Annotated in this window: 16 protein-coding genes; 4 read left to right on the top strand and 12 right to left on the bottom strand. The window is 45.8% G+C overall.

All coding sequences use genetic code 11. The features are described from left to right. Positions 1 to 4: 4 nt before the first annotated feature. The gene (locus C3V43_RS03160; RefSeq protein WP_106068563.1) at positions 5 to 1435 is read right to left on the bottom strand and encodes a RapZ C-terminal domain-containing protein; all 1431 of its coding nucleotides are present in this window, start codon (positions 1433 to 1435) and stop codon (positions 5 to 7) included. A gap of 113 nt (positions 1436 to 1548) precedes the next feature. Here C3V43_RS03160 and C3V43_RS03155 point away from each other — a divergent pair, with 113 nt between their 5' ends. Both C3V43_RS03155 and C3V43_RS03150 read left to right on the top strand, forming a co-directional pair. Next, positions 1549 to 2952 (top strand): cobyrinic acid a,c-diamide synthase CobB, encoded by a 1404-nt coding sequence (locus tag C3V43_RS03155; RefSeq protein WP_106070437.1) that lies wholly within the window; start codon positions 1549 to 1551, stop codon positions 2950 to 2952. Between the two features lie 41 nt (positions 2953 to 2993). Beyond that, entirely contained in the window at positions 2994 to 3572 is a 579-nt protein-coding gene (locus C3V43_RS03150; RefSeq protein WP_106068562.1) for a cob(I)yrinic acid a,c-diamide adenosyltransferase, read from the top strand. Between the two features lie 8 nt (positions 3573 to 3580). On the opposite strand, the gene pncB is transcribed toward C3V43_RS03150, so the two are convergent. Then, positions 3581 to 4750, bottom strand: coding sequence for a nicotinate phosphoribosyltransferase (gene pncB, locus C3V43_RS03145; RefSeq protein ID WP_106068561.1), 1170 nt, complete (start codon positions 4748 to 4750; stop codon positions 3581 to 3583). A 323-nt stretch (positions 4751 to 5073) separates the two neighbouring features. Continuing rightward, positions 5074 to 7386, bottom strand: a complete 2313-nt coding sequence (tamL, locus tag C3V43_RS03140) for a translocation and assembly module lipoprotein TamL (protein WP_106068560.1) — start codon at positions 7384 to 7386, stop codon at positions 5074 to 5076. A 165-nt stretch (positions 7387 to 7551) separates the two neighbouring features. Between tamL and C3V43_RS03135 the strand changes: the two genes are divergently transcribed. Continuing rightward, positions 7552 to 8313 carry an RNA methyltransferase gene (locus C3V43_RS03135; RefSeq protein ID WP_106070436.1) on the top strand — a complete coding sequence of 254 codons (762 nt, stop codon included), beginning with the start codon at positions 7552 to 7554 and terminating at the stop codon, positions 8311 to 8313. Here the strand turns inward: C3V43_RS03135 and C3V43_RS03130 are convergent. From C3V43_RS03130 to C3V43_RS03090, 9 genes are all read right to left on the bottom strand, one after another. Then, the gene (locus C3V43_RS03130) at positions 8264 to 8590 is read right to left on the bottom strand and encodes a hypothetical protein (RefSeq protein ID WP_106068559.1); all 327 of its coding nucleotides are present in this window, start codon (positions 8588 to 8590) and stop codon (positions 8264 to 8266) included. The genes C3V43_RS03135 and C3V43_RS03130 overlap by 50 nt on opposite strands. A 31-nt stretch (positions 8591 to 8621) precedes the next feature. After that, on the bottom strand, positions 8622 to 9593 hold the full coding sequence (locus C3V43_RS03125; protein ID WP_106068558.1) for a DUF4296 domain-containing protein: 972 nt from the start codon (positions 9591 to 9593) through the stop codon (positions 8622 to 8624). Then, entirely contained in the window at positions 9590 to 10222 is a 633-nt protein-coding gene (locus C3V43_RS03120; RefSeq protein WP_106068557.1) for a lipoprotein signal peptidase, read from the bottom strand. The genes C3V43_RS03125 and C3V43_RS03120 overlap by 4 nt, the downstream gene beginning before the upstream one ends. 2 nt (positions 10223 to 10224) lie before the next feature. Continuing rightward, positions 10225 to 10605 (bottom strand): TraR/DksA family transcriptional regulator, encoded by a 381-nt coding sequence (locus C3V43_RS03115; protein WP_106068556.1) that lies wholly within the window; start codon positions 10603 to 10605, stop codon positions 10225 to 10227. 71 nt (positions 10606 to 10676) lie between these two features. Then, a complete protein-coding gene (ileS, locus tag C3V43_RS03110; RefSeq protein WP_106068555.1) occupies positions 10677 to 14162 on the bottom strand; it encodes an isoleucine--tRNA ligase in 3486 nt (1161 codons plus the stop codon). Positions 14163 to 14549: 387 nt separating this feature from the next. Next, a complete protein-coding gene (xylE, locus tag C3V43_RS03105) occupies positions 14550 to 16028 on the bottom strand; it encodes a D-xylose transporter XylE (RefSeq protein ID WP_106068554.1) in 1479 nt (492 codons plus the stop codon). Positions 16029 to 16260: 232 nt separating this feature from the next. Continuing rightward, positions 16261 to 17577, bottom strand: coding sequence for a xylose isomerase (gene xylA / locus C3V43_RS03100; RefSeq protein ID WP_106068553.1), 1317 nt, complete (start codon positions 17575 to 17577; stop codon positions 16261 to 16263). 44 nt (positions 17578 to 17621) lie between these two features. Beyond that, the gene (locus tag C3V43_RS03095) at positions 17622 to 19109 is read right to left on the bottom strand and encodes a xylulokinase (protein ID WP_106068552.1); all 1488 of its coding nucleotides are present in this window, start codon (positions 19107 to 19109) and stop codon (positions 17622 to 17624) included. A 52-nt stretch (positions 19110 to 19161) separates the two neighbouring features. Beyond that, complete coding sequence (locus tag C3V43_RS03090) at positions 19162 to 19893, bottom strand: NUDIX hydrolase (protein WP_106068551.1); 732 nt, start codon at positions 19891 to 19893, stop codon at positions 19162 to 19164. 875 nt (positions 19894 to 20768) lie between these two features. Here C3V43_RS03090 and fabD point away from each other — a divergent pair. Further along, positions 20769 to 21656, top strand: a complete 888-nt coding sequence (gene fabD / locus C3V43_RS03080; RefSeq protein ID WP_106068549.1) for an ACP S-malonyltransferase — start codon at positions 20769 to 20771, stop codon at positions 21654 to 21656. Positions 21657 to 21707 lie beyond the last annotated feature (51 nt).

Genomic DNA, 21707 nt, shown 5'->3' with positions numbered 1-21707 from the left:
AGCACTAATTCTTTGCTTTGAATGTTTGTTCGATATTCTGTTCGCGATGCATCAGGTTCACCTGTACGCCGAATTTCTCATTCAGATGTTCGGCCAGATGCTGTGCCGAATATACGGAACGGTGCTGTCCGCCCGTGCAGCCGAAGCAGACTGACAGGCTGGTGAATCCGCGTTCCATGTACCGTTTTACAGAGGCGTCGACCAAAGCGTATGCGTGTTCCAGAAAGTCAGTTATCTCCCCATCGTCTTCGAGAAAACGAATGACAGGTTCATCCAATCCCGTAAAAGGCTTGTAACGGTCGTATTTACCCGGGTTGTTCACCGCACGACAGTCGAATACAAATCCCCCTCCGTTGCCCGAAGGGTCTTCGGGAATACCTTTCTTATAAGCAAAGCTGGTGACTTTTACTACCAGCCGGCGTTTTTGCAGGTCGTCCGTAAACTGTTTCAATTCGGTAAGTTCACGCAATATCCGGCAGAGATAGGGATATTCGGGATATGGCTCTTGCAACAATTGGCGCAGATTCTCGATGGCAAAGGGAACACTCTGGATAAAATGCGGCTTCTTCTCGAAATATCCCCGGAAACCATAGGCTCCCAGCACCTGCATGGTACGAAACAGTACGAAATGACGAAGTTGGGCGTAAAAATAAGCCTCATCTACGGGCCGGTATTTGCACAGTGCATCAAGATACTCTTTCAGAAGTTCCTTGCGAAGGCTGTCCGGATAGTTGGCTTTGGCCTGCCACAAGAACGAAGCCACATCATAATAGACCGGACCTTTCCGCCCGCCCTGAAAGTCGATGAGCCACGGCTCTCCATTCTTTATCATAACATTGCGGCTCTGGAAATCGCGATACATGAAGGTGGCCGAGCTGCTACGCAGCAGTACGTCCGCCATCTTCTGGAAATCATCCTCCAAACGGTCTTCCTGAAACTCCATTCCCGTGGCCTTGAGAAAACAATATTTAAAATAGTTCAAATCCCACAGGATGGAACGGCTGTTGAACTCTGCTTGCGGATGGCAGTATGAGAAGTCCATCCCGTCGGCGCCGGCAAATTGTATGGCCGGTAGCAGTCGGATGGTTTTACGCAACAGTTGCTTTTCGTCCTCACCGAAGACACTGGTCTTGCGTCCTTTTTCGATGGCATTGAACAGCAAGGTGTCTCCCAAATCCTCTTGCAGATAATATATCTCGTCTTCGGAGTGAATAACGACTTGCGGCACCGGCAATCCTTTTTGGCGGAAATGCCCGGCCATGTATAGGAAAGCGCGGTTCTCTTCCACCGATTCGCCGCTCACGCCAATCAATGTGAGGTTTCCCGTAAGACGGAAGTAACGGCGGTTGGAGCCGGAAGAAGGAAGTTCGTCAATGTGTTCCGGCTCGTATCCGGTATGCGTGATGTAGAGTTTTCTCAGTTCTTCGGTTATCATAGCGTATGTTTATTTTGGCAGCTAAGATAAGGTTTTTGTCGGAGATATGTTTACCTTTGTGGAAGGAAAAAAGAAAATGCAGGATGTCGTGCCTGCCGAAGCGGTTAGAAAGGATGAGAAGCATACCCCAATTTTTAATAGCTGCACCTGCATCGGGCAGCGGAAAGACCACCGTCAGTCGCGGACTTATGGCGTTGCTGGTGAGGAAAGGCTTTAAGGTGCAGCCTTTCAAGTGCGGTCCGGACTACATAGATACCAAATATCACACCGCCATGTGTCACCGTCCCTCCATCAATCTGGACACTTTCATGGCATCCGAAGAACACGTGCAAGAACTGTATGCCCGTTATTCGGCAGATGCCGACGTAGTGGTTGCGGAAGGAATGATGGGTATGTTCGATGGCTACGACCGCAGTCGGGGATCCTCTGCCGAGATAGCGGAACTGCTTCATCTTCCCGTGGTGCTGGTCGTCGATGCCAAGTCTGCCGCTTATTCCATGGCTCCTTTACTATCCGGTTTTATTCATTTCCGTCCGGAAGTAAAGATAGCAGGCATACTGTTCAATCGGGTGGGTTCGCCCAGACATTATGAGATGTTGCAAGAAGTCTGTTCCGACCTTAATGTGACCTGCCTCGGCTATCTGCCCAAACAAAAACTTTTGGAACAAGATACGCGCTATCTGGGGCTCGACTTCAGCCACTTGAAAGATATGGAGGTGAACACTCTTGCCGACCTTCTGGAACAATACGTAGACTGGCAATTGCTGCTGAATGCAACCATGCGTCCCTTGCCGGAGAGGAAGAATGAAAAAACGGAAACGGACAACAGAAAACTACACATTACCGTAGCTTGTAACGAAGAATCTTTTTCTTTTCTATATGCCGAGCATTTGGATATACTGCAACGTATGGGCACTGTCACTCTTTTCAATCCGGAAGAGAACCTCCCCTTGCCTCAAGATACCGACTTGCTTTATTTACCCGGAGGATATCCCGAAAAGCATGCGGATAGACTGTCGGCAGCTCGTTGTACCTTAAAATCCATCCGAGAATACATAGAAGCCGGAGGCAAAGCTTTGGCCGAGTGTGGCGGAATGATGTATCTGTCTCAAGCCATCTCCTGCGACGCGGAAAGCATGCAATCTGCCGACAGACGCATGGTACACCGAATGGTTGGCGTCTTTCCTTTTTACATTTCGGCCGAAACCCATGACAAAAAACTGTCGTTGGGCTATCGGCAATTTCAATACAACGGAAAGCAACTGCGAGGGCATGAGTTCCACTATACCCAATTCGGTAAGAAAGGACTGGCCTACACCGAGTGTTTCAAGGACTACGAAGGCGACTGTCTGCCGGAAGATGAAGGAAACTGCATGCTGAATTTGCCTGATTCTGTCGCACAAGTGTACAACGCCAAAGGACAGCCGGTAACCACTCTTGTTTTCCGATACAAGAACGTCATTGCCAGCTATACACACCTCTATTGGGGAGAGACCGACCCATTGTCTCTGTTCTGAAAAAACAAATAACTGATAACATAAATTTTTAATCCTTTTTTATGAAAAGAATTTATACCAGAACCGGCGATAAAGGCACCACAGGCATTCATGGCGGTGCCCGTGTTCCCAAAGACGATATACGCATCGAAGCCAACGGATGTCTTGATGAGTTGAACGCCATTATTGGCATTGTACGCTCTATGCTTCCTTCGGGAGATGAGCGATATAACCTGCTGCATGCCATTCAATGCGAATTGATGACGGTGATGAGCCATGTAGCCACTCCTTCGGGTACGGTAAATCCCAATCCGCTTTCAGTTGCCGAGCTCACTTTGCGTTGCGAGCAAGAAATGGATGCCATGACCGTCTTGCTACATGATAACGGCTATTTCCTTTTACCCGGTGGCACTCCCCTATCTGCCCATCTGCAATATGCCCGCACCATCGCTCGTCGTGCCGAACGCCGCTTATGGACACTCCATCGACAAGATTCCGTGAACAAGGATATACTATGTTTCGTCAATCGTCTATCCGACCTCTTCTTCGTGATGGCACGCATGGAGATGCAACGGCAAAACTGGCCGGAGGAGAAATGGAAAGAGTTTGCGTATAAGAGGAAAAGAGAGACGGAAAAATAGAGAAGGGATTAATGCTCATTCAACCTCAAGTCATACAAGCATGCTCTGACTTCCGCCTCACTACCGATATGTTTTCCCGCATCATCCGACAACTTTACGCATTCGCGCCATTCCTGATTGGTATTCATCTTGCATCGGGTCAGTTTCATTACAATGTTTGAAGGCTTGAATCCGGTGTCGTTCGTCAGATTGGTACCGATGCCGAAGGCACAACGGATTCTGCCTTTGCAGTATTCTTGAATGTCGAGTGCTTTGCCAAAGTCCAGCGCATTGCTGAATACGATGGTTTTGGTAGTAGAGTCAATACCCAATTCGTTGTAGCGTGCCACTAACTTATCGGTGAAAAGAAATTCATTGCCCGAATCACAGCGTACACCGTCAAACAGTTTGGCTTGTTTACGGCTCAGATTGTTCAAAAAGATATCCGATGTATAAGTGTCGGACAAAGCAATGCCTAAATCTCCGTCATACACATTCACCCAGTTTTCCAACGCCATATAGTTGGCATGTTTGTAGCCGAACTGGGCACCGTGGAACATAAACCATTCGTGCGGATGTGTCCCCATCGGCTTCATGCCGTGTTTCATGGCAAAATAGCAGTTGGATGTTCCTGTACAATACAACGAAGCCTCTTTCAGATAGCCGATGACTCTATCCTGTACATCGAACGAAAAGCGCCGACGCGTACCGAACTCCGAAAAACTGATACGATGTTCATTGGACAAGATCACCTTTTCGGACAGCTTGCAGAGGATATCTTTCATATCAGGTACATTACCCAATGTACGATTCTTCAACTCCGAAACAAGAGCAAGCAGAGGAACCTCATAAAGGGTGGCCTTGTACAGATAGTCCGTGATTTCAATGTTCAAATGCTGTTCCTCGTCCAAATGTATTTTGACTTTCTCTGGGTGGAATCGGAAAGAAGAAAGCCATTCCCAATAAACTCTCGGTAAGAAACGGCAGTGATGCACCATATACTCCAATTCTTCATCGGACAAAGCAATCAATGCCATGTCGTTCACAGCTTGACGCAATTTCGCGAGGAACTCAGTTGTATAGACTGTTTCGTCCCTGTCTCTGAAACTGAAAGTTCCCACAGCATAAGGAAACAACTTGATGTAGGCATACGAAGTTGTGAATTTGTAAAGATCTGTATCGAGTATGGTATGAATCATTACGGGATTTTTTTATAATCTTTGAGTTTTCAGTACTTTAGAAGCTGAAATAAATGCAAACAAGCTCCTATTTATATTCATAAAAACATTTTCTCTATTCAGGGCATGAAGATAGTGATTTTTTTTGTTTTTCGGGCACAAAACTGTTAATAACGGGATATTCTTATTAAACCGTGTTATAAATTAAGCCATTACACTCCGTTCTTTTGGAGATATGCAGAAAGTACGTATATTTGCAATGTGTTTTTCATAGTATTAGATTTAAGGTTAACAAAAGATTGGCTGTCTGGGATAGATAGCCTTTTTTTATGCCCTCTCCGTTCTCAGAACGGATACCCTACTGCAAAATGAAAAGCAAAATCACGGCTGAATCTCGGATGTATAATCGGATAATGCTCTTTTTTATTTGTATATGCCGGGTTCACAGCTTTCATACCTCCGTCAAAGCGCAATACAAAGAAGTCTAAATCGAGACGCAATCCCAAGCCGTAGGCTACGGCAATCTGCTTGTGGAATTTATCTATTTCGAATTTACCTCCCGGCTGATCTTTGTAATTTCGTATGGTCCATATATTTCCGGCATCTACGAAAAGCGCTCCTCTGAGTTTCCAGAACAAACGTGTACGATACTCAATACTTGCATCCAATTTAATGTCTCCGGTTTTATTCAAAAAGTTTTTGCCATCCCCACTGTAAGTCCCCGGACCCAGATCGCGTACCGACCAACCGCGCACACTGTTTGCACCACCGGAAAAGTAACGTTTTTCAAAAGGAACGATAGATGCATTTCCGTAAGGCATAGCAATGCCGGCACCTAAATGAAATGTCAGAGAGTTACGGTAATCAATCGTCCAGTTTTTGGCAAAATCGAAATCACCTTTAAGATATTGTGCAAAAGGAATATTCAGTAAAGTATATTCTCCCTCGTCGTTTTTCTTCATCCCTCCTACCTTCGCCAAAGCATAGAGCAGATTTCCCGCCGATTCAAGGTTCAGACGAACGGCATAAGAGTTACCGGTCAGGGAATTATTGATAAATCCCCTTCCGGCACTGTGATAAGTATAGCTGTATCCGGTTCGTACAATGAAACGGTCTTCATAATTATACCTTAGGATGTAGTTTTCATCTTGTTCCAGATATGTTTCTCTGAATTCCTCATCTATCCAAGGCATGTACAGATAATTAATATCCAGCAAGTCAATGCGATGTTGCGAGCGTTGTTGCTGTACCCCCCATTTGTAACTCCAACCGGCAGAGGCCACGATACGAGTGAACTCAGGTCGCATTTGGTAGTTGTACTGTAAGCCGAACTCCGTAGTGGCTCTTATTCTCCGCTTGAAATCGTTGGAGATGAACGGGAACATGAAACGCGGAAAATTGATGGTAGCCTCTGCGCCCAGCTCAATGTAATTCTGATTCAAATCGTTTTGCAAGCCCGATACGGCTTCGTATGCTCCACGCAATTTGAGCATAAACGCTTCCGAACCCCTGAAGACATTACGGTTCTGAAATGACACGGATGCCGCCGCACCCAAATCACCGGCAGAATTAGTTCCTTCTACTTCGAATGAGACAGCCTGATGCTTGCTTTTTGTCAGCATTACGTATGCATCCAGCGTAGGATGATTATTCTGTTGTGTCTCGAAAAAACGGATATTCGTATATTTCAATACTTGCAGACGTCCGAAATTGGAATAAGTGCGTTGCACATCCCGCTCTTTATATAAATCTCCGGGAGTGATGTACAAATTGTTGGTCAGTACCTTGGGACGTAGATACAATTTATCTTTATAGTAAATAGGAAAGCCTTTGTAGTGCAATGAGTCATTCACTTCGATACTGTTTAGAGCGGGCGATTGCAACATGTTATAATCCGTAATGAAACTGACCTTATTTACGGTATATTGCCGATGAGGTTGCGGTTTATCTTCGCTGTGTTGTCTATATGGAATCAAGGATAAGGTCAGGTCAACATAATAGCTGTTCCGCACAGTATCGGCGGTGTACGAGATGTATTCCTTATTGAATTTATAATATCCGTTTTGCAACAAGATGTCCGTAATGCGCTGGCGTTCCGCATCCAATACATTGACATCAAAGCGCATGCCTTCAGATAAAAGGGTCAATACAGAGTCTTGCCGGACGTACTGTTTTATTTTATCGTCTTGAATATCATATTTTATAGAACGCACGATATAAGGCTTTCCGGTAATAACCTGATAAGTCAACTTCATTTTCTTCTTCTTAGTTTGGCGCACAGGAATTACCGTGGCTCTCATATAACCCATGTTCTGCACCGCTTTAGTGATTTCCTCTCCGGTACGGCTGGTTTCTTCTTCGCTATAAATGACAGGGGCGTCTCCTAATCTTCGCAAAGTGCGGTTGATGCTGCGCGTAGAGTCGCGTCCCGACCAATTGTATATGTACAGTTGAGTTTTTATTAAGCTGAACCACTTGGAGTTAGGGGTCTGACGAAGGTATATGGACAGATTGGAAGGTTTCACTTCTTTGTTGTCGGTGTGTATGCGCACTTCGTCCAATAAATACGAACCGTCCGGCACATATTTGGTAGATGAACAAGAAGCCAATAGGAGTAAAACAGTGGCAAGTATCGTGTAGCAGAAGCCTTTATCCATATCAATTGATTGATTGCACATAAACAAATGCAAATATACTTGTATTTTTTCTCACCTGAGTCAAGTGTCCGCTTAAATTCTCTCTTTTCTTTCTCTTTCATTTCCACACAGTTTGTTATGTTCCACGAAAAAGAGTATTTTTGTCCGAATAATAACATTGATTTCATGGCACTGAGTAAGAACCGCATAAAATATATCCACTCTTTGGAGTTGAAGAAGAACCGCAAATCCGATAAGGTTTTTCTGGCCGAAGGGCCTAAACTTGTCGGCGATTTGTTGGGGCATTTTCCCTGCCTTTTTCTCTTGGCAACTGCCGAATGGCTTTCTCAAAACAGACCTCTCTCGGTAGCAGATGTCACCGTGGTTTCTGAAGAAGAGTTGTCGCGCGCCAGTTTGTTGAAAGCCCCCCAGCAAGTATTGGCGGTGTTTCGGCAACCGGATGACGAATGGGATGCTTCCGTCATCAACCATTCGCTTTGTCTGGCTTTGGACGATGTGCAAGATCCCGGTAATTTGGGTACTATTATCCGTCTTGCCGATTGGTTTGGGATAGAGCATATTTTCTGTTCACCCAATACGGTGGATGCTTATAATCCTAAGACGGTACAGGCAACGATGGGAGGAATTGCACGTGTAAAATTGCATTACACTTCTCTGCCCGAGCTGATCGGTTCGCTGAAAGACGTACCCGTTTACGGTACTTTTTTGGATGGTGAAAACATGTATTCTCTTCCTCTCTCCTCTTGCGGATTGATCGTGATGGGCAACGAAGGAAACGGGATAGGAAAAGAAGTGGAGAAACTTATCAACCGAAAACTATACATTCCGAATTATCCGGCAGAGCGCGAGACTTCCGACTCACTGAATGTAGCCATTGCTACCGCAGTGGTTTGCGCTGAGTTTCGGCGCAGGGACGCATCGTTGTAAAATCAAAAGGAGAGAAAAGAAATGCTGTCAGAGAGGGAAGCTTTTCTGTTATATCAGCAGGAACTGTTGTAAGCTTGTTTCCGCATTTGTCAAAATCCGACAGATCGGAATCTTTGTCGGAAAGCAATGCGATGACACCCGGCAGCCATTCGGTATTTTCTATTTCTTCAGTCAATGGGAAGATACGTACCACGTGTCCCTCACACATTTCTACGACATGCCGGCTCAAACAGCCATAGCCGGGGAAAAACAGAAAATGAGAGGCATACCGTTTCATCTTTCTTTTTATTCAGAGGAGATACTTCCCTTTAAGGGGAAACTCTTTCAACTTCTTTTAGTGTGGGACGGGGACGTACGTTTCTGCGTCCTGCATTCTCATTAACACCTGTTTCTTCATTTCCCGGAGTTTTCAAGTCAGCAGGTTGCTGCTCGATGCTGTCCTTGTGCGTAGAGTCGGGAACTTGTTGGAGACTGTCTGTTGGGGCAATTGTCAAGCTGTCCTTGGCATGATAGCGCATCAAAGAAATACGGTCTGCCAATAATGAGCGTCCATTTTTCTGGACCGGATAATAGATGAATCCACGTATTTCTTTTATTTTGCCCAGCTTATCTGCGTACAGGCTGATTGTGTTGACGCCTTCTTTTATTATTCTCCGGCCAAAGCCAATCACACTATCATTTTTCTCATACGATACCTGCATTGCCATAAAAGGAGCATACGTACTGTCTTGTATTTCATTAGGCACACCTTTATGAAAACAGAAACGGACACTCCAACGCAATGTATCTCTGTCGCGGAAGTTAGTGTCCGACGGCAAAACAAATACCACCTTGTTGTCCAAAGGCATTCCTGTCAGCCGGTAGACTTGCCGCCAAGCCCATACATCGATGCTGTCGCCGGGAAGAGATTCCTTCGGTTTGTGGTCGCGCATGGCAATCAAATGATTGATACCGTCTCTTTCAACTTTCAACCGCAGGTTTACCTTTTCATATATCTTTGCGAGAACTTCCGGATTGCGGGCAAACCAAACCATGGAAGAGTCGAAGTCGGCTTGTGTGATACCATGTTTTTTAAAAACCGATTCAATGTACAGCACCCGTTTATATTTCTCATTATACGGTACTTCCTCACCCATAGCTTTTGCTATGTGGTAGTCATAAAGCACCTCCTCCATCCGGTCATCCTGCAATACATAGTCAGGCCTTTTTACCTGACAAGCCGTCAAGCAGCACGTCAAAAGGAGTACGCCATACCATTGAATTCGATTTTTTCTTTTCATGATTTCTTTATAGCAGCATGATATGCATCATTGAAGTCCTTGCCATAAAACAGCAACAAAGCAATGATGCCACAGCTGATTGCCGCATCCGCAAAGTTAAATATCGGACTAAAGAATATGAAGTGTTGTCCACCGACAAACGGCATCCATTCCGGCCAATTGGTATCAATGATAGGAAAATAGAACATGTCTACTACTTTGCCATAGAGCCATGGAGCGTACCCGCCCCCTTCGGGCATGAAAGAGGCTATCTGTGAATGAGTGCTCTCATTGAATAGTACCCCATAAAACACACTATCGATTATATTTCCTAATGCTCCGGTAAAGACTAAAGAGACACAGATGATGAATCCGGTTTTCAGTCCCAGTTTAACAAACCTGTGCAGAAACCAACCAATCGCCGTAACAGCAGCGATACGGAATAGCGTTAAAAACAGCTTTGCAAATATTTCCATGCCGAATGCCATACCGCTATTTTCTGTGAAATAGATATAAAACCAATCGGTGATACGGATGCTTTCATGCCAATACATGTGGGTCTTGATCCAAATCTTGATTATTTGGTCTATAATCAGTACCGAGAAAATAATAAGTAGGGCTATCCGGCCTTTTGTGAAAAATTTGCTCATCTTTATTTCTTACCGTTGTTTTTGGCTTCGATGCTTAATGTAGCATGAGGCACAGCACGTAAACGCTCTGCCGGGATCAATTTACCGGTCTCGCGGCAAATACCGTACGTTTTGTTTTCAATGCGCACCAAAGCCGCTTGTAATCCTTGGATAAACTTCAATTGGCGTTGTGCCAGGCGCGTAGTTTCTTCCTTAGACAAAGTATTGGCTCCTTCTTCCAGCACTTTGTAGGTTGGAGACGTATCATCCGTATCATTTCCATCCTGTCCATTCAAGCTGGATCTCAACAAATCGTAATCACGTTGCGCCAATTCCAACTTCTCCATAATAATGGTGCGGAATTCTTCTAACTCAGCATCCGAGTATCTCGTCTTCTCTGTCATAATATGTGTTTTTTAGTGATTAGTTGCCGGCAGGAGGCAGAAAACCACCGTGCTGCCGACTTGTTAAACAATTATTTTTTTACGATGCTTGCATACAACGAAAAATCGTCAAAATTAAGTTCCGTTCCGTTTTCCACTTCGTCTATAAGCATCAGTGAAGTTCCTAAAACCTGGTTGCAAATATAGTCTTTATATTCATTTACCGCATCATCCGTTTGGGGATTTTTTGATAACGTAATATTTATTTTATCCGTTATCTCAAAGCCACTCGACTTGCGGATGTTTTGAATGCGATTCACCAACTCGCGCGCAATACCTTCGCGACGCAACTCCTCGGTTACGATCACTTCAAGAGCTACTGTCAGTTTGCCTTCGTTGGCTACCAACCAGCCGGGGATGTCTTCACTGAATATTTCCACATCGGTGGTTTCAATCACAGCTTCCTCTCCGTTCAAATTCAGCGTATAAGAACCGTTGTTCTCCAACTGCGCGATGGCTTCTTGTGACAATTCAGCCACGGCAGCAGCCACAGCCTTCATCTGCTTTCCGAATTTAGGTCCCAGTTTCTTGAAGTCGCACTTCACTTTCTTCACCAATATACCGGCGGTACCGTCAACGAACTTAATCTCTTTTACATTGACCTCGTTCATAACAAGTGCTTTTACTGCCTCGATGTGTGCATGTTGCTTGTCGTCTGTCACCGGTATCATGATGCACTGCAAGGGTTGGCGCACTTTAATGTTTACCTTGCGACGGAGTGCCAATACCATGGATGTCACGTCTTGTGCCATCTGCATGCGATCTTCCAATTCCTTGTCTATCAGTTCTTCTTTGCATTCGGGAAACTTGGATAAATGAACCGAAACTACTTTATCGCGTCCGGTCGCTGCAATCAAATCCATATACAGTTTGTCCGCATAGAACGGAGCGATGGGGGCCATCAGCTTAGCTACGGTTTCCAAACACGTATAGAGGGTTTGGAATGCTGACAGCTTATCTTGTGTCATACCGCCACCCCAGAAGCGTTTGCGATTCAGGCGGACATACCAGTTTGACAGGTTGTCGTTTACGAATTCCGAAATCAAACGACCGGCTTTGGTAGGTTCGTATTCATTGTAGCAAGTGTCTACATTTCTCACCAGCGTGTTCAGTACGGACAGAATCCAGCGGTCTATTTCCGGACGTTCGTCCTGCACGTCGGCTTCTTTGTATTCAAAACCGTCCACGTTGGCATAAAGAGCGAAGAATGAATAAGTATTATACAGCGTTCCGAAGAATTTGCGGCGAACCTCTTCTATTCCCTCCACATCGAACTTCAGGTTGTCCCATGGAGAAGAGTTGGTAATCATGTACCATCTTAATGGGTCGGAACCGTATTTTTCGATGGTAGAGAATGGATCGATGGCGTTTCCCAAACGTTTGGACATCTTGTTCCCGTTCTTATCCAACACCAGTCCGTTGGAAATAACGGCTTTGTATGAAACACTGTCGAACACCATAGTGGCAATGGCGTGTAGCGTGAAAAACCATCCGCGAGTCTGATCCACACCTTCGGCGATGAAGTCGGCGGGATATACTTGGTGGCTGTCCAGCAATTCCTTGTTTTCGAACGGGTAATGTATCTGTGCATACGGCATGGCACCTGAGTCGAACCATACGTCAATCAAGTCGCTTTCACGCTTCATCGGCAATCCGTCTTTAGATACAAGTACGATATCGTCTACGTAGGGACGATGCAAGTCTATCTTATCGTAATTCTCCTCCGTATAAAGTTCGGGTTTGAAATTCATCTCCTTATAAGGATTGGACGTCATCAAGCCGGCGGCCACAGATTTCTCTATTTCGTTATAAAGTTCTTCTACCGATTCGATGCACTTCTCATCGCTGCCGTCTTCCGTGCGCCAGATGGGCAGTGGAGTGCCCCAATATCGAGAACGGCTCAAGTTCCAGTCGTTCAAGTTTTCCAGCCACTTGCCGAAACGTCCTGTACCGGTGCTTTCCGGCTTCCAGTTGATGGTCTTATTCAGTTCCATCATGCGCTCCTTGCAGGCTGTGCTTCGGATGAACCAGCTGTCCAACGGATAATACAATACCGGTTTGTCCGTACGCCAGCAGTGCGGGTAATTGTGCACGTGCTTCTCTATCTTGAACGCTTGGTTGGCAGCCTTCATCATCATGCAGATATAGATGTCGAGCGACTCGGCAGTTCCGGCTGCTTTTTCATCATATTTACCATCAATGGTGAATTGCGGGTCGTATGCGTTTTTCACCCAACGGCCTTCGTATTCTTTATATAAATCGATATTGACACATTCGGCAATAAATCTTTCGTCCAATTCGTCAAGCAGGTAGAATTTACCTGTAAGATCCACCATCGGACGGGTTTCCCCTTTTTTATTGATCATAAACAACGAAGGAATACCTGCGGCACGTGCTACGAAAGCATCATCGGCACCGAAAGTAGGTGCAATGTGCACAATACCGGTACCGTCTTCTGTGGTGACATAATCGCCGGGGATGACACGGAAACCGTTCGCACTGGCTTTCCAGTTGCCGTCATTGTCCACGTCCACCGGTTTTACCCACGGAATGAGTTGTTCGTATTCCATACCTACCAAGTCCGTACCCTTATACTCGCCTACCACTTTGAAAGGAATGAGCTTGTCTCCGGGTTTATAGTCCTCTAATGCAATATCTTCTGCCTTTTTATTGAAGTGAGTGTAGAGTAAAGGTTTGGCCAATACTACGGTTATTTTCTCACCTGTATATCCATTATATGTTTGTACGGATACATACTCTATTTTCGGACCTACGCAAAGGGCCGTGTTAGAAGGCAACGTCCACGGAGTAGTGGTCCATGCCAAAAAGTAGGGAGTTCCCCACTCTGCCATTTCCGGTTTAGGCTGTTTAATCTTGAACTGTCCTACCACGGTGGTATCTTTTACATCACGATAGCATCCGGGTTGGTTCAACTCGTGCGAGCTAAGTCCCGTACCGGCAGCGGGCGAATAAGGCTGTATGGTATATCCTTTGTAGAGCAACCCTTTCTTATAGAGTTGTTTCAGCAGCCACCACAAAGTTTCTATGTAGCGGTTGTCATAAGTGATATAAGGGTCTTTCATATCCACCCAATATCCCATTTTGTGCGTCAGGTCTTCCCATTCTTTGGTGAATTTCATGACATCCTTGCGGCAAGCCTTGTTGTATTCGGCAACAGAGATACTTTTGCTGATATCTTCTTTTGTGATACCCAATGCTTTTTCCACACCCAGTTCCACCGGCAGGCCATGCGTATCCCATCCTGCTTTGCGTTTCACCAAGAATCCTTTCATGGTTTTGTAGCGGCAGAATATATCTTTGATGGAGCGAGCCATTACGTGATGAATTCCCGGCATACCGTTTGCCGAGGGAGGCCCTTCGTAGAAAACGAAAGAAGGGCAACCTTCACGTTCTGTCATACTTTTGGCGAAAACTCCGTTTTCGTCCCATTTTTTCAACACTTCCTTGTTTACCTCAGAGAGGTCGAATTGCGAATATTCGGCAAACTTTTTAGCCATTTTTACTTACTTGATTTTACGATTTTAAGGAGTAATCTTCCTTACATCAAAGAAACCTTTTTTATTTTGAAGGTGCAAAGTTACAAAAAACTTAGAGCCTGCTTAAATTTTCCTCAAAAAGTTTTTTTATTCAGCTTCTTTTGCGCTTCTTTTCAGCCTGTTTTTACTCTTCTGACTCGTTATAGCACGCTATCTTTTTCTTAAAACGGGAATGTCCCCAAAAAAAGAATGTTATCTGAATTCTAAGACCTCAGGTAGAATGTTCATAAGAATGCTGGTATGAACTTTACATACTCTTGAGAAGATAGAGTTTGGAGAGAAATAAAGAAAGGTGGGGTCAATCTTTATCAACCCCACCTTTCTTTATCAATTACACCGGATGAGTAATTACTGTTTCCGGCTTTTCCACAATTGGGTCATATCTTCCAGCGTTTTACCTTTTGTCTCAGGCACCAACTTCCAGACGAAGATGGCTGCCACCACACAGATGACGCCATAGAGCGCATAGGCAAACATGTGTCCGAATTTGTCGCCCATCTCTCCTAACCGCATGTTATACATAGGTACAAATGTGGATGAGACTATGAAATTGAAAATCCATTGAAATGCCACGGCAATGGCCACTGCCGCACCACGAATGGTGTTCGGGAAGATCTCTGCAATCAGCACCCAGCAAATGGGACCCCAGCTGAACATGAATGAAGCACTGTACACCATGATGCTGATGACCGGCAAAATGGACGGAAGTCCTGTGACAAGGTTGCAAAGAGCTACACCGCATGCTCCTATTGCCATACCGATGGAACCGGATATCAGCAAAGGCTTGCGTCCCCATTTTTCTACCGTGAAGACAGCCAGCAGTGTGAACAGAATATTGATGACGCCCATAATCACAGTCTGTATCATCGGGTTACCCATACCCATTGTATGGAAAATGCGCGGGGCGAAATAGAGCACGGCATTGATGCCGACGGCTTGTTGGAATACGCTGAGCATGATACCGATGAAAATAACCATCCATCCGTACGTGAAGAGCTTTTCGGTTTTTTCTTCGGCTGTTGCTTTGATTTCGAACAAGATGATTTTGGCCTGAGCAAGTCCGTTGATGCGGCTCAGTACATGCAACGCCTTCTCGTCCTTGCCGCACAGGGCAAGATAGCGGGGCGTTTCAGGTACAAACAACACCAACAAGGCAAAAAGTCCTGCGGGAACAGCCTCGCTGACAAACATCAGGCGCCATCCGGTTTCAATGGTCCATGCAGCTGCATCCGGGTTCATGATTTGGTTCACACCGTTTACTAAATCTATGACGGGATTGGCATGGCTGCCCAGAATCAAGAAATTCACGAAATAAACCACCAGCTGACCGAAGATGATGGCAAACTGGTTCCAGGAAACCAATGTTCCGCGAATATTGCTCGGAGCAATTTCCGCAATATACATGGGGCAAATAGCAGAAGCTAAACCGACACCGATACCACCTAAGACGCGATAAAGATTAAATGCAATCAGCAACGAGTAAGAAGGCACTCCCCGTTCGAAGAACAAGAACTCCGGATAATAAGAACCGAGCGCGGACAATAAGAACAGGAAACCTGCTACGAATAGGGAGCGTTTGCGACCAAGGCTGGAAGCAAGGAAACCTGAAATTGCGCTACCCAGAATGCAGCCTATCAGTGCACTGGAGGAAGTTATGCCGTGCATCGTGTCGGTATATTCAAAATCAGCTCCCATGAAGAAAGCCTGAAGTCCTTTTTCTGCACCGGAAATAACTGCCGTGTCGTATCCGAACAGTAGTCCGCCAATGACGGCAACAAGTACAATGGAAAAAAGGTAAACTTTGCTACCGTTTTCTGTATTGTTCATAATAAAAGGGATTAGGGATTAACTATAAACGACTAAACTACGAATAGCCGGATGTTCAAGGCAATGACGTAAGAGTCCGCGCAGATTATACGGGAAATCACGGATTTAGTGCCAAAAATGCGTAAACCCGTGAAGTCCGTATCCGAATATTGCATTACAACGCAAATAAGCTTTGTTTTCTTGACATCGCTTCAGCCATCATGTAATCTGCTATTCGTAATATGAATGAAGCTTAGCAATACATGTTTACGATTGCTTCATACAATTCTTGCTTGCCGCTGGTTTGTTTGGGTTCGCCGTTGGCCTTGGCATATGCCACAACTTCTTCCAGTGTCAGCTTGCCTTCCTCAAATTCTTTACCTTTGCCGGCATCGAAAGAAGCATAGCGGTCGGCCAGCATCTTCTTGTAAGGAGATTCCTCAAGTAGTTTGGCTGCACTTTCAAGAGCTCGTGCCATGGCATCCATACCTGCAATGTGTGCAATGAAGATGTCTTCCAAATCGGTAGAGTTACGACGGGTCTTGGCATCGAAATTCGTTCCACCATTGCCCAAACCGCCGTTACGGATGATTTGCATCATGGCTTGTATCAAATCGTAGTTATCGATGGGGAATTGGTCGGTATCCCAGCCGTTCTGATAGTCACCGCGGTTGGCATCGATAGAGCCCAACATGCCGTTGTCAACGGCTACGGCCAATTCGTGCTCGAAAGTGTGGCCTGCCAGTGTGGCGTGGTTCACCTCGATGTTCACTTTGAAATCCTTATCCAGATTGTGAGCCTTCAGGAAGCCGATAACAGTTTCGGTATCCACGTCATATTGATGCTTGGAGGGTTCCATCGGTTTAGGTTCAATCAGGAAAGTGCCGGTGAAGCCTTTGCTGCAGGCATAGTCGCGTGCCAGCTTCAACATCTGTGCAAGGTGTTCCTTTTCACGTTTCTGGTCGGTATTCAGCAATGACATATAGCCTTCGCGTCCGCCCCAGAATACATAGTTCGTACCGCCCAACTCGATAGTTGCATCGATGGCGTTCTTGATTTGAACGGCAGCACGTGCCACCACGTCGAAATCCGGATTGGTCGCGGCACCGTTCATGTAGCGTGCATGGCTGAATACGTTGGCAGTACCCCACAGCAGTTTGATGCCTGTTTCGGTTTGTTTCTGCTTGGCGTATGCCACAATAGCTTTCAGGTTGGCTTCGTATTCCTCGATGCTATCGGCTTCGTCGCAGAGGTCTATGTCGTGGAAACAATAATATTCGATACCCATTTTCTGCATGAATTCAAAACCGGCATCCATTTTGTTTTTGGCAGCCTGTACCTTGTCGGCCTCACCGTTCCAAGGAAACTTCTTCGTGCCACCGCCAAATTGGTCGGAACCTTCTGCGCAGAGGGTGTGCCACCATGCCATGGCAAACTTCAACCAGTCTTTCATCTTCTTTCCCATGACCATTTTCTCGGCATCGTAATAGCGGAATGCCATCGGGTTCATACTCTCTTTACCTTCGAATTTGATTTTTCCTATTCCGGGAAAATACTCTTTTGTTGTCATAATCTTAATTTGTTTTTAGGGTTTATTTTTATATTCTGTTTGTTTTATGAAAGAACGTTGAGCAAGCACTGTTTCCAGCGTCCGTATGCTTCTGCATACGCTTTACGGTCGGCCGGTTTCGGCTCAATGACCTCCAGCTTCTCTAATGTGGCAAAAGCCTCGTTATTGTCTTTGTAGATGCCGGCACCAATCCCCGCCCCTTTGGCTGCTCCTACGGAACCGTCGGTGTCGTACAACTCGATTACTGCGCCTGTTACCCCTGCCAGTGTTTCGCGGAATAGCGGGCTGAGGAACATATTAGCTTTTCCCGCATGGATTTTCTGTACGGGGATACCCATTTGTTCCATAATGTCGATGCCGTATTTAAAAGAGAAGACGATACCCTCTTGCGCCGCACGGACGATGTGTGATTTTCCATGCAGGTTGAAGTTGATTCCTTGTACAGAACAACCGGTTTCTTTGTTTTCGAGCATACGCTCCGCTCCGTTGCCAAAGGGCAGAATGCTCAAACCTGCGCTACCTATGGGAGCTTGCGCGGCCAATACATTCATGTCGTTGTACGAAATACCTTCGGGAGCGACGGTGCGCTTTACCCACGAATTGAGAATGCCTGTTCCGTTGATGCACAACAAGACGCCCAAGCGGGTTTGTTCGGCACTATGGTTGACGTGTGCAAATGTGTTGACACGCGATTTGGGGTCGTAGTTTACTTCTCCGTTCACACCATATACCACACCGGATGTACCTGCGGTAGAAGCTATTTCTCCGGGGTTGAATACATTTAGTGAAAGGGCGTTGTTGGGCTGGTCTCCGGCACGGTAAGCGATGGGGGTTCCCTCCTTTAAGCCCAATTCGCAGGCAGCGGCAGCATTGACGCGTCCTTGTTCGGAGAAAGTGGGCCTGATATCGGCTATCAGTGAAGAGTCAAAGCCATAATGCTCCATCAGGAAATCGGCAATCCGATCATTCTTGAAGTCCCAGAACATGCCTTCGGACAAGCCGGAAACGGTGGTGCAGATAGTACCAGTCAGCTTCATTGCAATGTAGTCGCCCGGAAGCATGATTTTATGAATTCGTTCGTATACGGCCGGTTCGTTTCTCTTAATCCACGCCAGCTTGGATGCGGTGAAGTTTCCCGGAGAATTCAGCAGGTGCGAAAGGCACCTCTCCTCTCCCAATGCTTCAAATGCTTTTTGGCCGTATGGAACGGCTCTTGAATCGCACCAGATGATGGCGTGACGCAGCACTTGCCCGTTCTTGTCCACACACACCAAGCCGTGCATCTGATATGAGATGCCGATAGCTTTGATGTCTCCGGCACTCACTCCGGACTCTGCCAATACGGCTTGTGTGGCCAGCTTCAGGTTTTCCCACCAAGATTCGGGATTTTGTTCTGCCCATCCCGGTTTCACGGCAATGATTTCCGCCTCTGTCTTGGGAAAGAATGCGGATGAAACGCATTTGCCGCTTTCCGCGTTTACCAAACTTGCTTTTACTGACGAGCTGCCAATGTCATAACCTAATAAATACATACTCTATTTTTATTTTTTTTGATTACTCATTCTTTATGCCTGCTAAAATCGGTTATCGTCTTGTTTTATTATATATTTTCTTATCGAACCGGTAGTAGCGTGCCGCCCGGTGGGCCACCCCCTGTTGCTTCTCTTCCAGCGGGACAACGTATTCCATCATCGCTATTTTCTTGTGGAAGTTGCGGACATCTAACTGTTTCCCATACACCAGCTCATACAAAGTGCGCAGTTGTGATGCTGTAAATTTTCGTGGCAACAGGTCGAATAAAGAAGAAGGGTTGAACTCTACATATTGGCGGATGTAGATTAAAGCTTCCTTGATGATCAGGTTGTGGTCGAAAGCCAGCGTCTTTACGTCTTGCATAGCGACCCAGTCGGCCTGATAATTGTCCAAATCCCGATTCAGCGCCCGATCTATCTTCACCAGCGACAGATATGCTATGGTGACGATGCGTTCCACCTTCAATTGCATGGCCCGTTCCAGCCAATGAACGTCTTTGGGGTCTTTCGTACGATTCTTCGAGCCGAATGCTTTGAACTGCATCAGGTTGACATTTTTCAATCCCGTAAGCTCTTTCAGCACTCGTTTAGCTGCCTCGTCCAAATCCTCGTCCATATAAATCAGGCTTCCCGGAAGTTTCATATCATGGAAAACTTCGCCTTTTTCTTCACCGACACGCTTTATCAGCAACACTTTCAGTTGCTCACCGTCGAACCCGATAACCACACAATCTACGGAGATGTGATTGTTTGCCAAGGGTATTTCATGTATCGTATTTTGCATATTTTTTATTTTGAACGCTGCAAATATAGAGAAGTTTTTATAAAAACAAATAAAAAATAATCGTTTTTATTTCATGTTATAAAGCACTATTTTTCAATAAGATACATATCATATATTTTACAATAACAAATCATATTGTTATCGTACTGCATACAATATTATGTAATTGTATCAATGACAATAAGAGGTAAATGCCTTGATTTAAAGTTTTTCCCTTGTTGGTTTCTTAGGATAGAAGGGGGATGCTTATTGTATGGAAACAATTGTTCCTTGCATCCGGATTTTTGCATAATCCCATTCGCCCCCTCAAATTAAAAAACAAGAAGTCGAGACTTGATACGGCAATTTCGAGTTTCCTTCTTCGTAAATCTCACCTCATCCATCGCTCCCGAAGAGGCTGGAAGAACAACTAATCTACTATCGGCCGACTCCAAGCCAACTCCAAACCAACTCCGAGCCGGCAAGCAATTCAAAAATGCCCAAAAACGCCCTTAATATACACTGAAACAATTAGTTAATTGTGGAACTCAGTATCGCGCGCGAGAGAAGATAAGATTAAGAATAAACCTCCCTATAAATACTCCCTCCTTCGGTGGAGGAGGCGGAGATGAAAATCAAAAGAATCGGAGAAAGTCCGATAGCGTCACATGTCGGCAATACAATGGCCGCACTTTGTCGGGGCAAAGCCCACGGCATAGCAGTTGCATTGCCACACCTTATGTCTCTTAAAGTGCGGGCATAAGGGCGGTAAAGTGCGGCATCACCCCTTCTGAAGTGCGGCAATGCGAACTTTCCGTTGCTTTCGTATGGTTTATGTGAAGAAAAAGCATACCTTTGCAGCAGTTTTTTCATTAAACACTAAAACAAGTAAAATTATGAAAGCATTTGTATTTCCGGGTCAAGGCGCTCAATTCGTGGGCATGGGAAAAGACCTGTACGAAAACTCGGCTTTGGCCAAAGAACTTTTTGAAAAAGCAAATGATATCCTCGGATATCGCATCACCGATATCATGTTCAACGGTACGGACGAAGATCTCCGCCAAACCAAGGTTACTCAACCTGCCGTATTCCTTCACTCCGTTATATCCGCCCTCTGCATGGGCGATGGCTTCAAACCCGAAATGACCGCCGGCCATTCGCTGGGCGAATTTTCGGCATTGGTTGCCGCCGGCGCTTTGAGCTTTGAAGACGGCCTGAAACTGGTTTACGCCCGCGCCATGGCCATGCAAAAAGCCTGTGAGGCACAACCTTCTACCATGGCAGCCATCATTGCCCTGCCCGATGAGAAAGTAGAGGAAATCTGCGCTCAGGTAAGCGCCGAAGGCGAAGTATGTGTGGCTGCCAACTACAACAGTCCGGGACAAATCGTTATTTCCGGCTCTATGGCGGGTATCGACAAAGCATGCGAACTGATGAAGGCCGCCGGTGCCAAGCGTGCATTGCCCCTGAAAGTGGGCGGCGCATTCCACTCTCCGCTGATGAACCCTGCCAAAGTAGAACTGGAAGCGGCCATCAACGCCACAGCCATTCATACCCCGAAATGTCCGGTATATCAGAATGTGGACGCATTGCCCCACACCGATCCGGAAGAAATCAAAAAGAATCTGGTGGCTCAGCTGACGGCTTCGGTACGCTGGACGCAAACCGTGAAAAACATGGTTGCCGATGGCGCTACGGACTTTACGGAATGTGGCCCCGGTACGGTTTTGCAAGGATTAATCAAGAAAATCGCTCCCGAAGCATCCGCTCACGGAATCGAATAATATTCAGTCTGATTTAGAGCCTGTTTAAATTTTACGCTGCATTGTCTTTGC

Origin of the sequence: Prevotella heparinolytica (genome assembly GCF_002998535.1) — a bacterium.
GTDB classification, from domain to species: domain Bacteria; phylum Bacteroidota; class Bacteroidia; order Bacteroidales; family Bacteroidaceae; genus Bacteroides; species Bacteroides heparinolyticus.
Note: the sequence above shows the minus strand (reverse complement) of the source record. Positions and strands in the feature narration are given on the sequence as shown.

Excerpts from the sequence above, each read along its gene's own strand:
- C3V43_RS03160 (WP_106068563.1), bottom strand. The coding sequence starts at position 1,435 with ATGATAACCGAAGAACTGAGAAAACTCTACATCACGCATACCGGATAC.
- C3V43_RS03155 (WP_106070437.1), top strand. The coding sequence starts at position 1,549 with ATGAGAAGCATACCCCAATTTTTAATAGCTGCACCTGCATCGGGCAGC.
- C3V43_RS03150 (WP_106068562.1), top strand. The coding sequence starts at position 2,994 with ATGAAAAGAATTTATACCAGAACCGGCGATAAAGGCACCACAGGCATT.
- pncB (WP_106068561.1), bottom strand. The coding sequence starts at position 4,750 with ATGATTCATACCATACTCGATACAGATCTTTACAAATTCACAACTTCG.
- tamL (WP_106068560.1), bottom strand. The coding sequence starts at position 7,386 with ATGGATAAAGGCTTCTGCTACACGATACTTGCCACTGTTTTACTCCTA.
- C3V43_RS03135 (WP_106070436.1), top strand. The coding sequence starts at position 7,552 with ATGGCACTGAGTAAGAACCGCATAAAATATATCCACTCTTTGGAGTTG.
- C3V43_RS03130 (WP_106068559.1), bottom strand. The coding sequence starts at position 8,590 with ATGAAACGGTATGCCTCTCATTTTCTGTTTTTCCCCGGCTATGGCTGT.
- C3V43_RS03125 (WP_106068558.1), bottom strand. The coding sequence starts at position 9,593 with ATGAAAAGAAAAAATCGAATTCAATGGTATGGCGTACTCCTTTTGACG.
- C3V43_RS03120 (WP_106068557.1), bottom strand. The coding sequence starts at position 10,222 with ATGAGCAAATTTTTCACAAAAGGCCGGATAGCCCTACTTATTATTTTC.
- C3V43_RS03115 (WP_106068556.1), bottom strand. The coding sequence starts at position 10,605 with ATGACAGAGAAGACGAGATACTCGGATGCTGAGTTAGAAGAATTCCGC.
- ileS (WP_106068555.1), bottom strand. The coding sequence starts at position 14,162 with ATGGCTAAAAAGTTTGCCGAATATTCGCAATTCGACCTCTCTGAGGTA.
- xylE (WP_106068554.1), bottom strand. The coding sequence starts at position 16,028 with ATGAACAATACAGAAAACGGTAGCAAAGTTTACCTTTTTTCCATTGTA.
- xylA (WP_106068553.1), bottom strand. The coding sequence starts at position 17,577 with ATGACAACAAAAGAGTATTTTCCCGGAATAGGAAAAATCAAATTCGAA.
- C3V43_RS03095 (WP_106068552.1), bottom strand. The coding sequence starts at position 19,109 with ATGTATTTATTAGGTTATGACATTGGCAGCTCGTCAGTAAAAGCAAGT.
- C3V43_RS03090 (WP_106068551.1), bottom strand. The coding sequence starts at position 19,893 with ATGCAAAATACGATACATGAAATACCCTTGGCAAACAATCACATCTCC.
- fabD (WP_106068549.1), top strand. The coding sequence starts at position 20,769 with ATGAAAGCATTTGTATTTCCGGGTCAAGGCGCTCAATTCGTGGGCATG.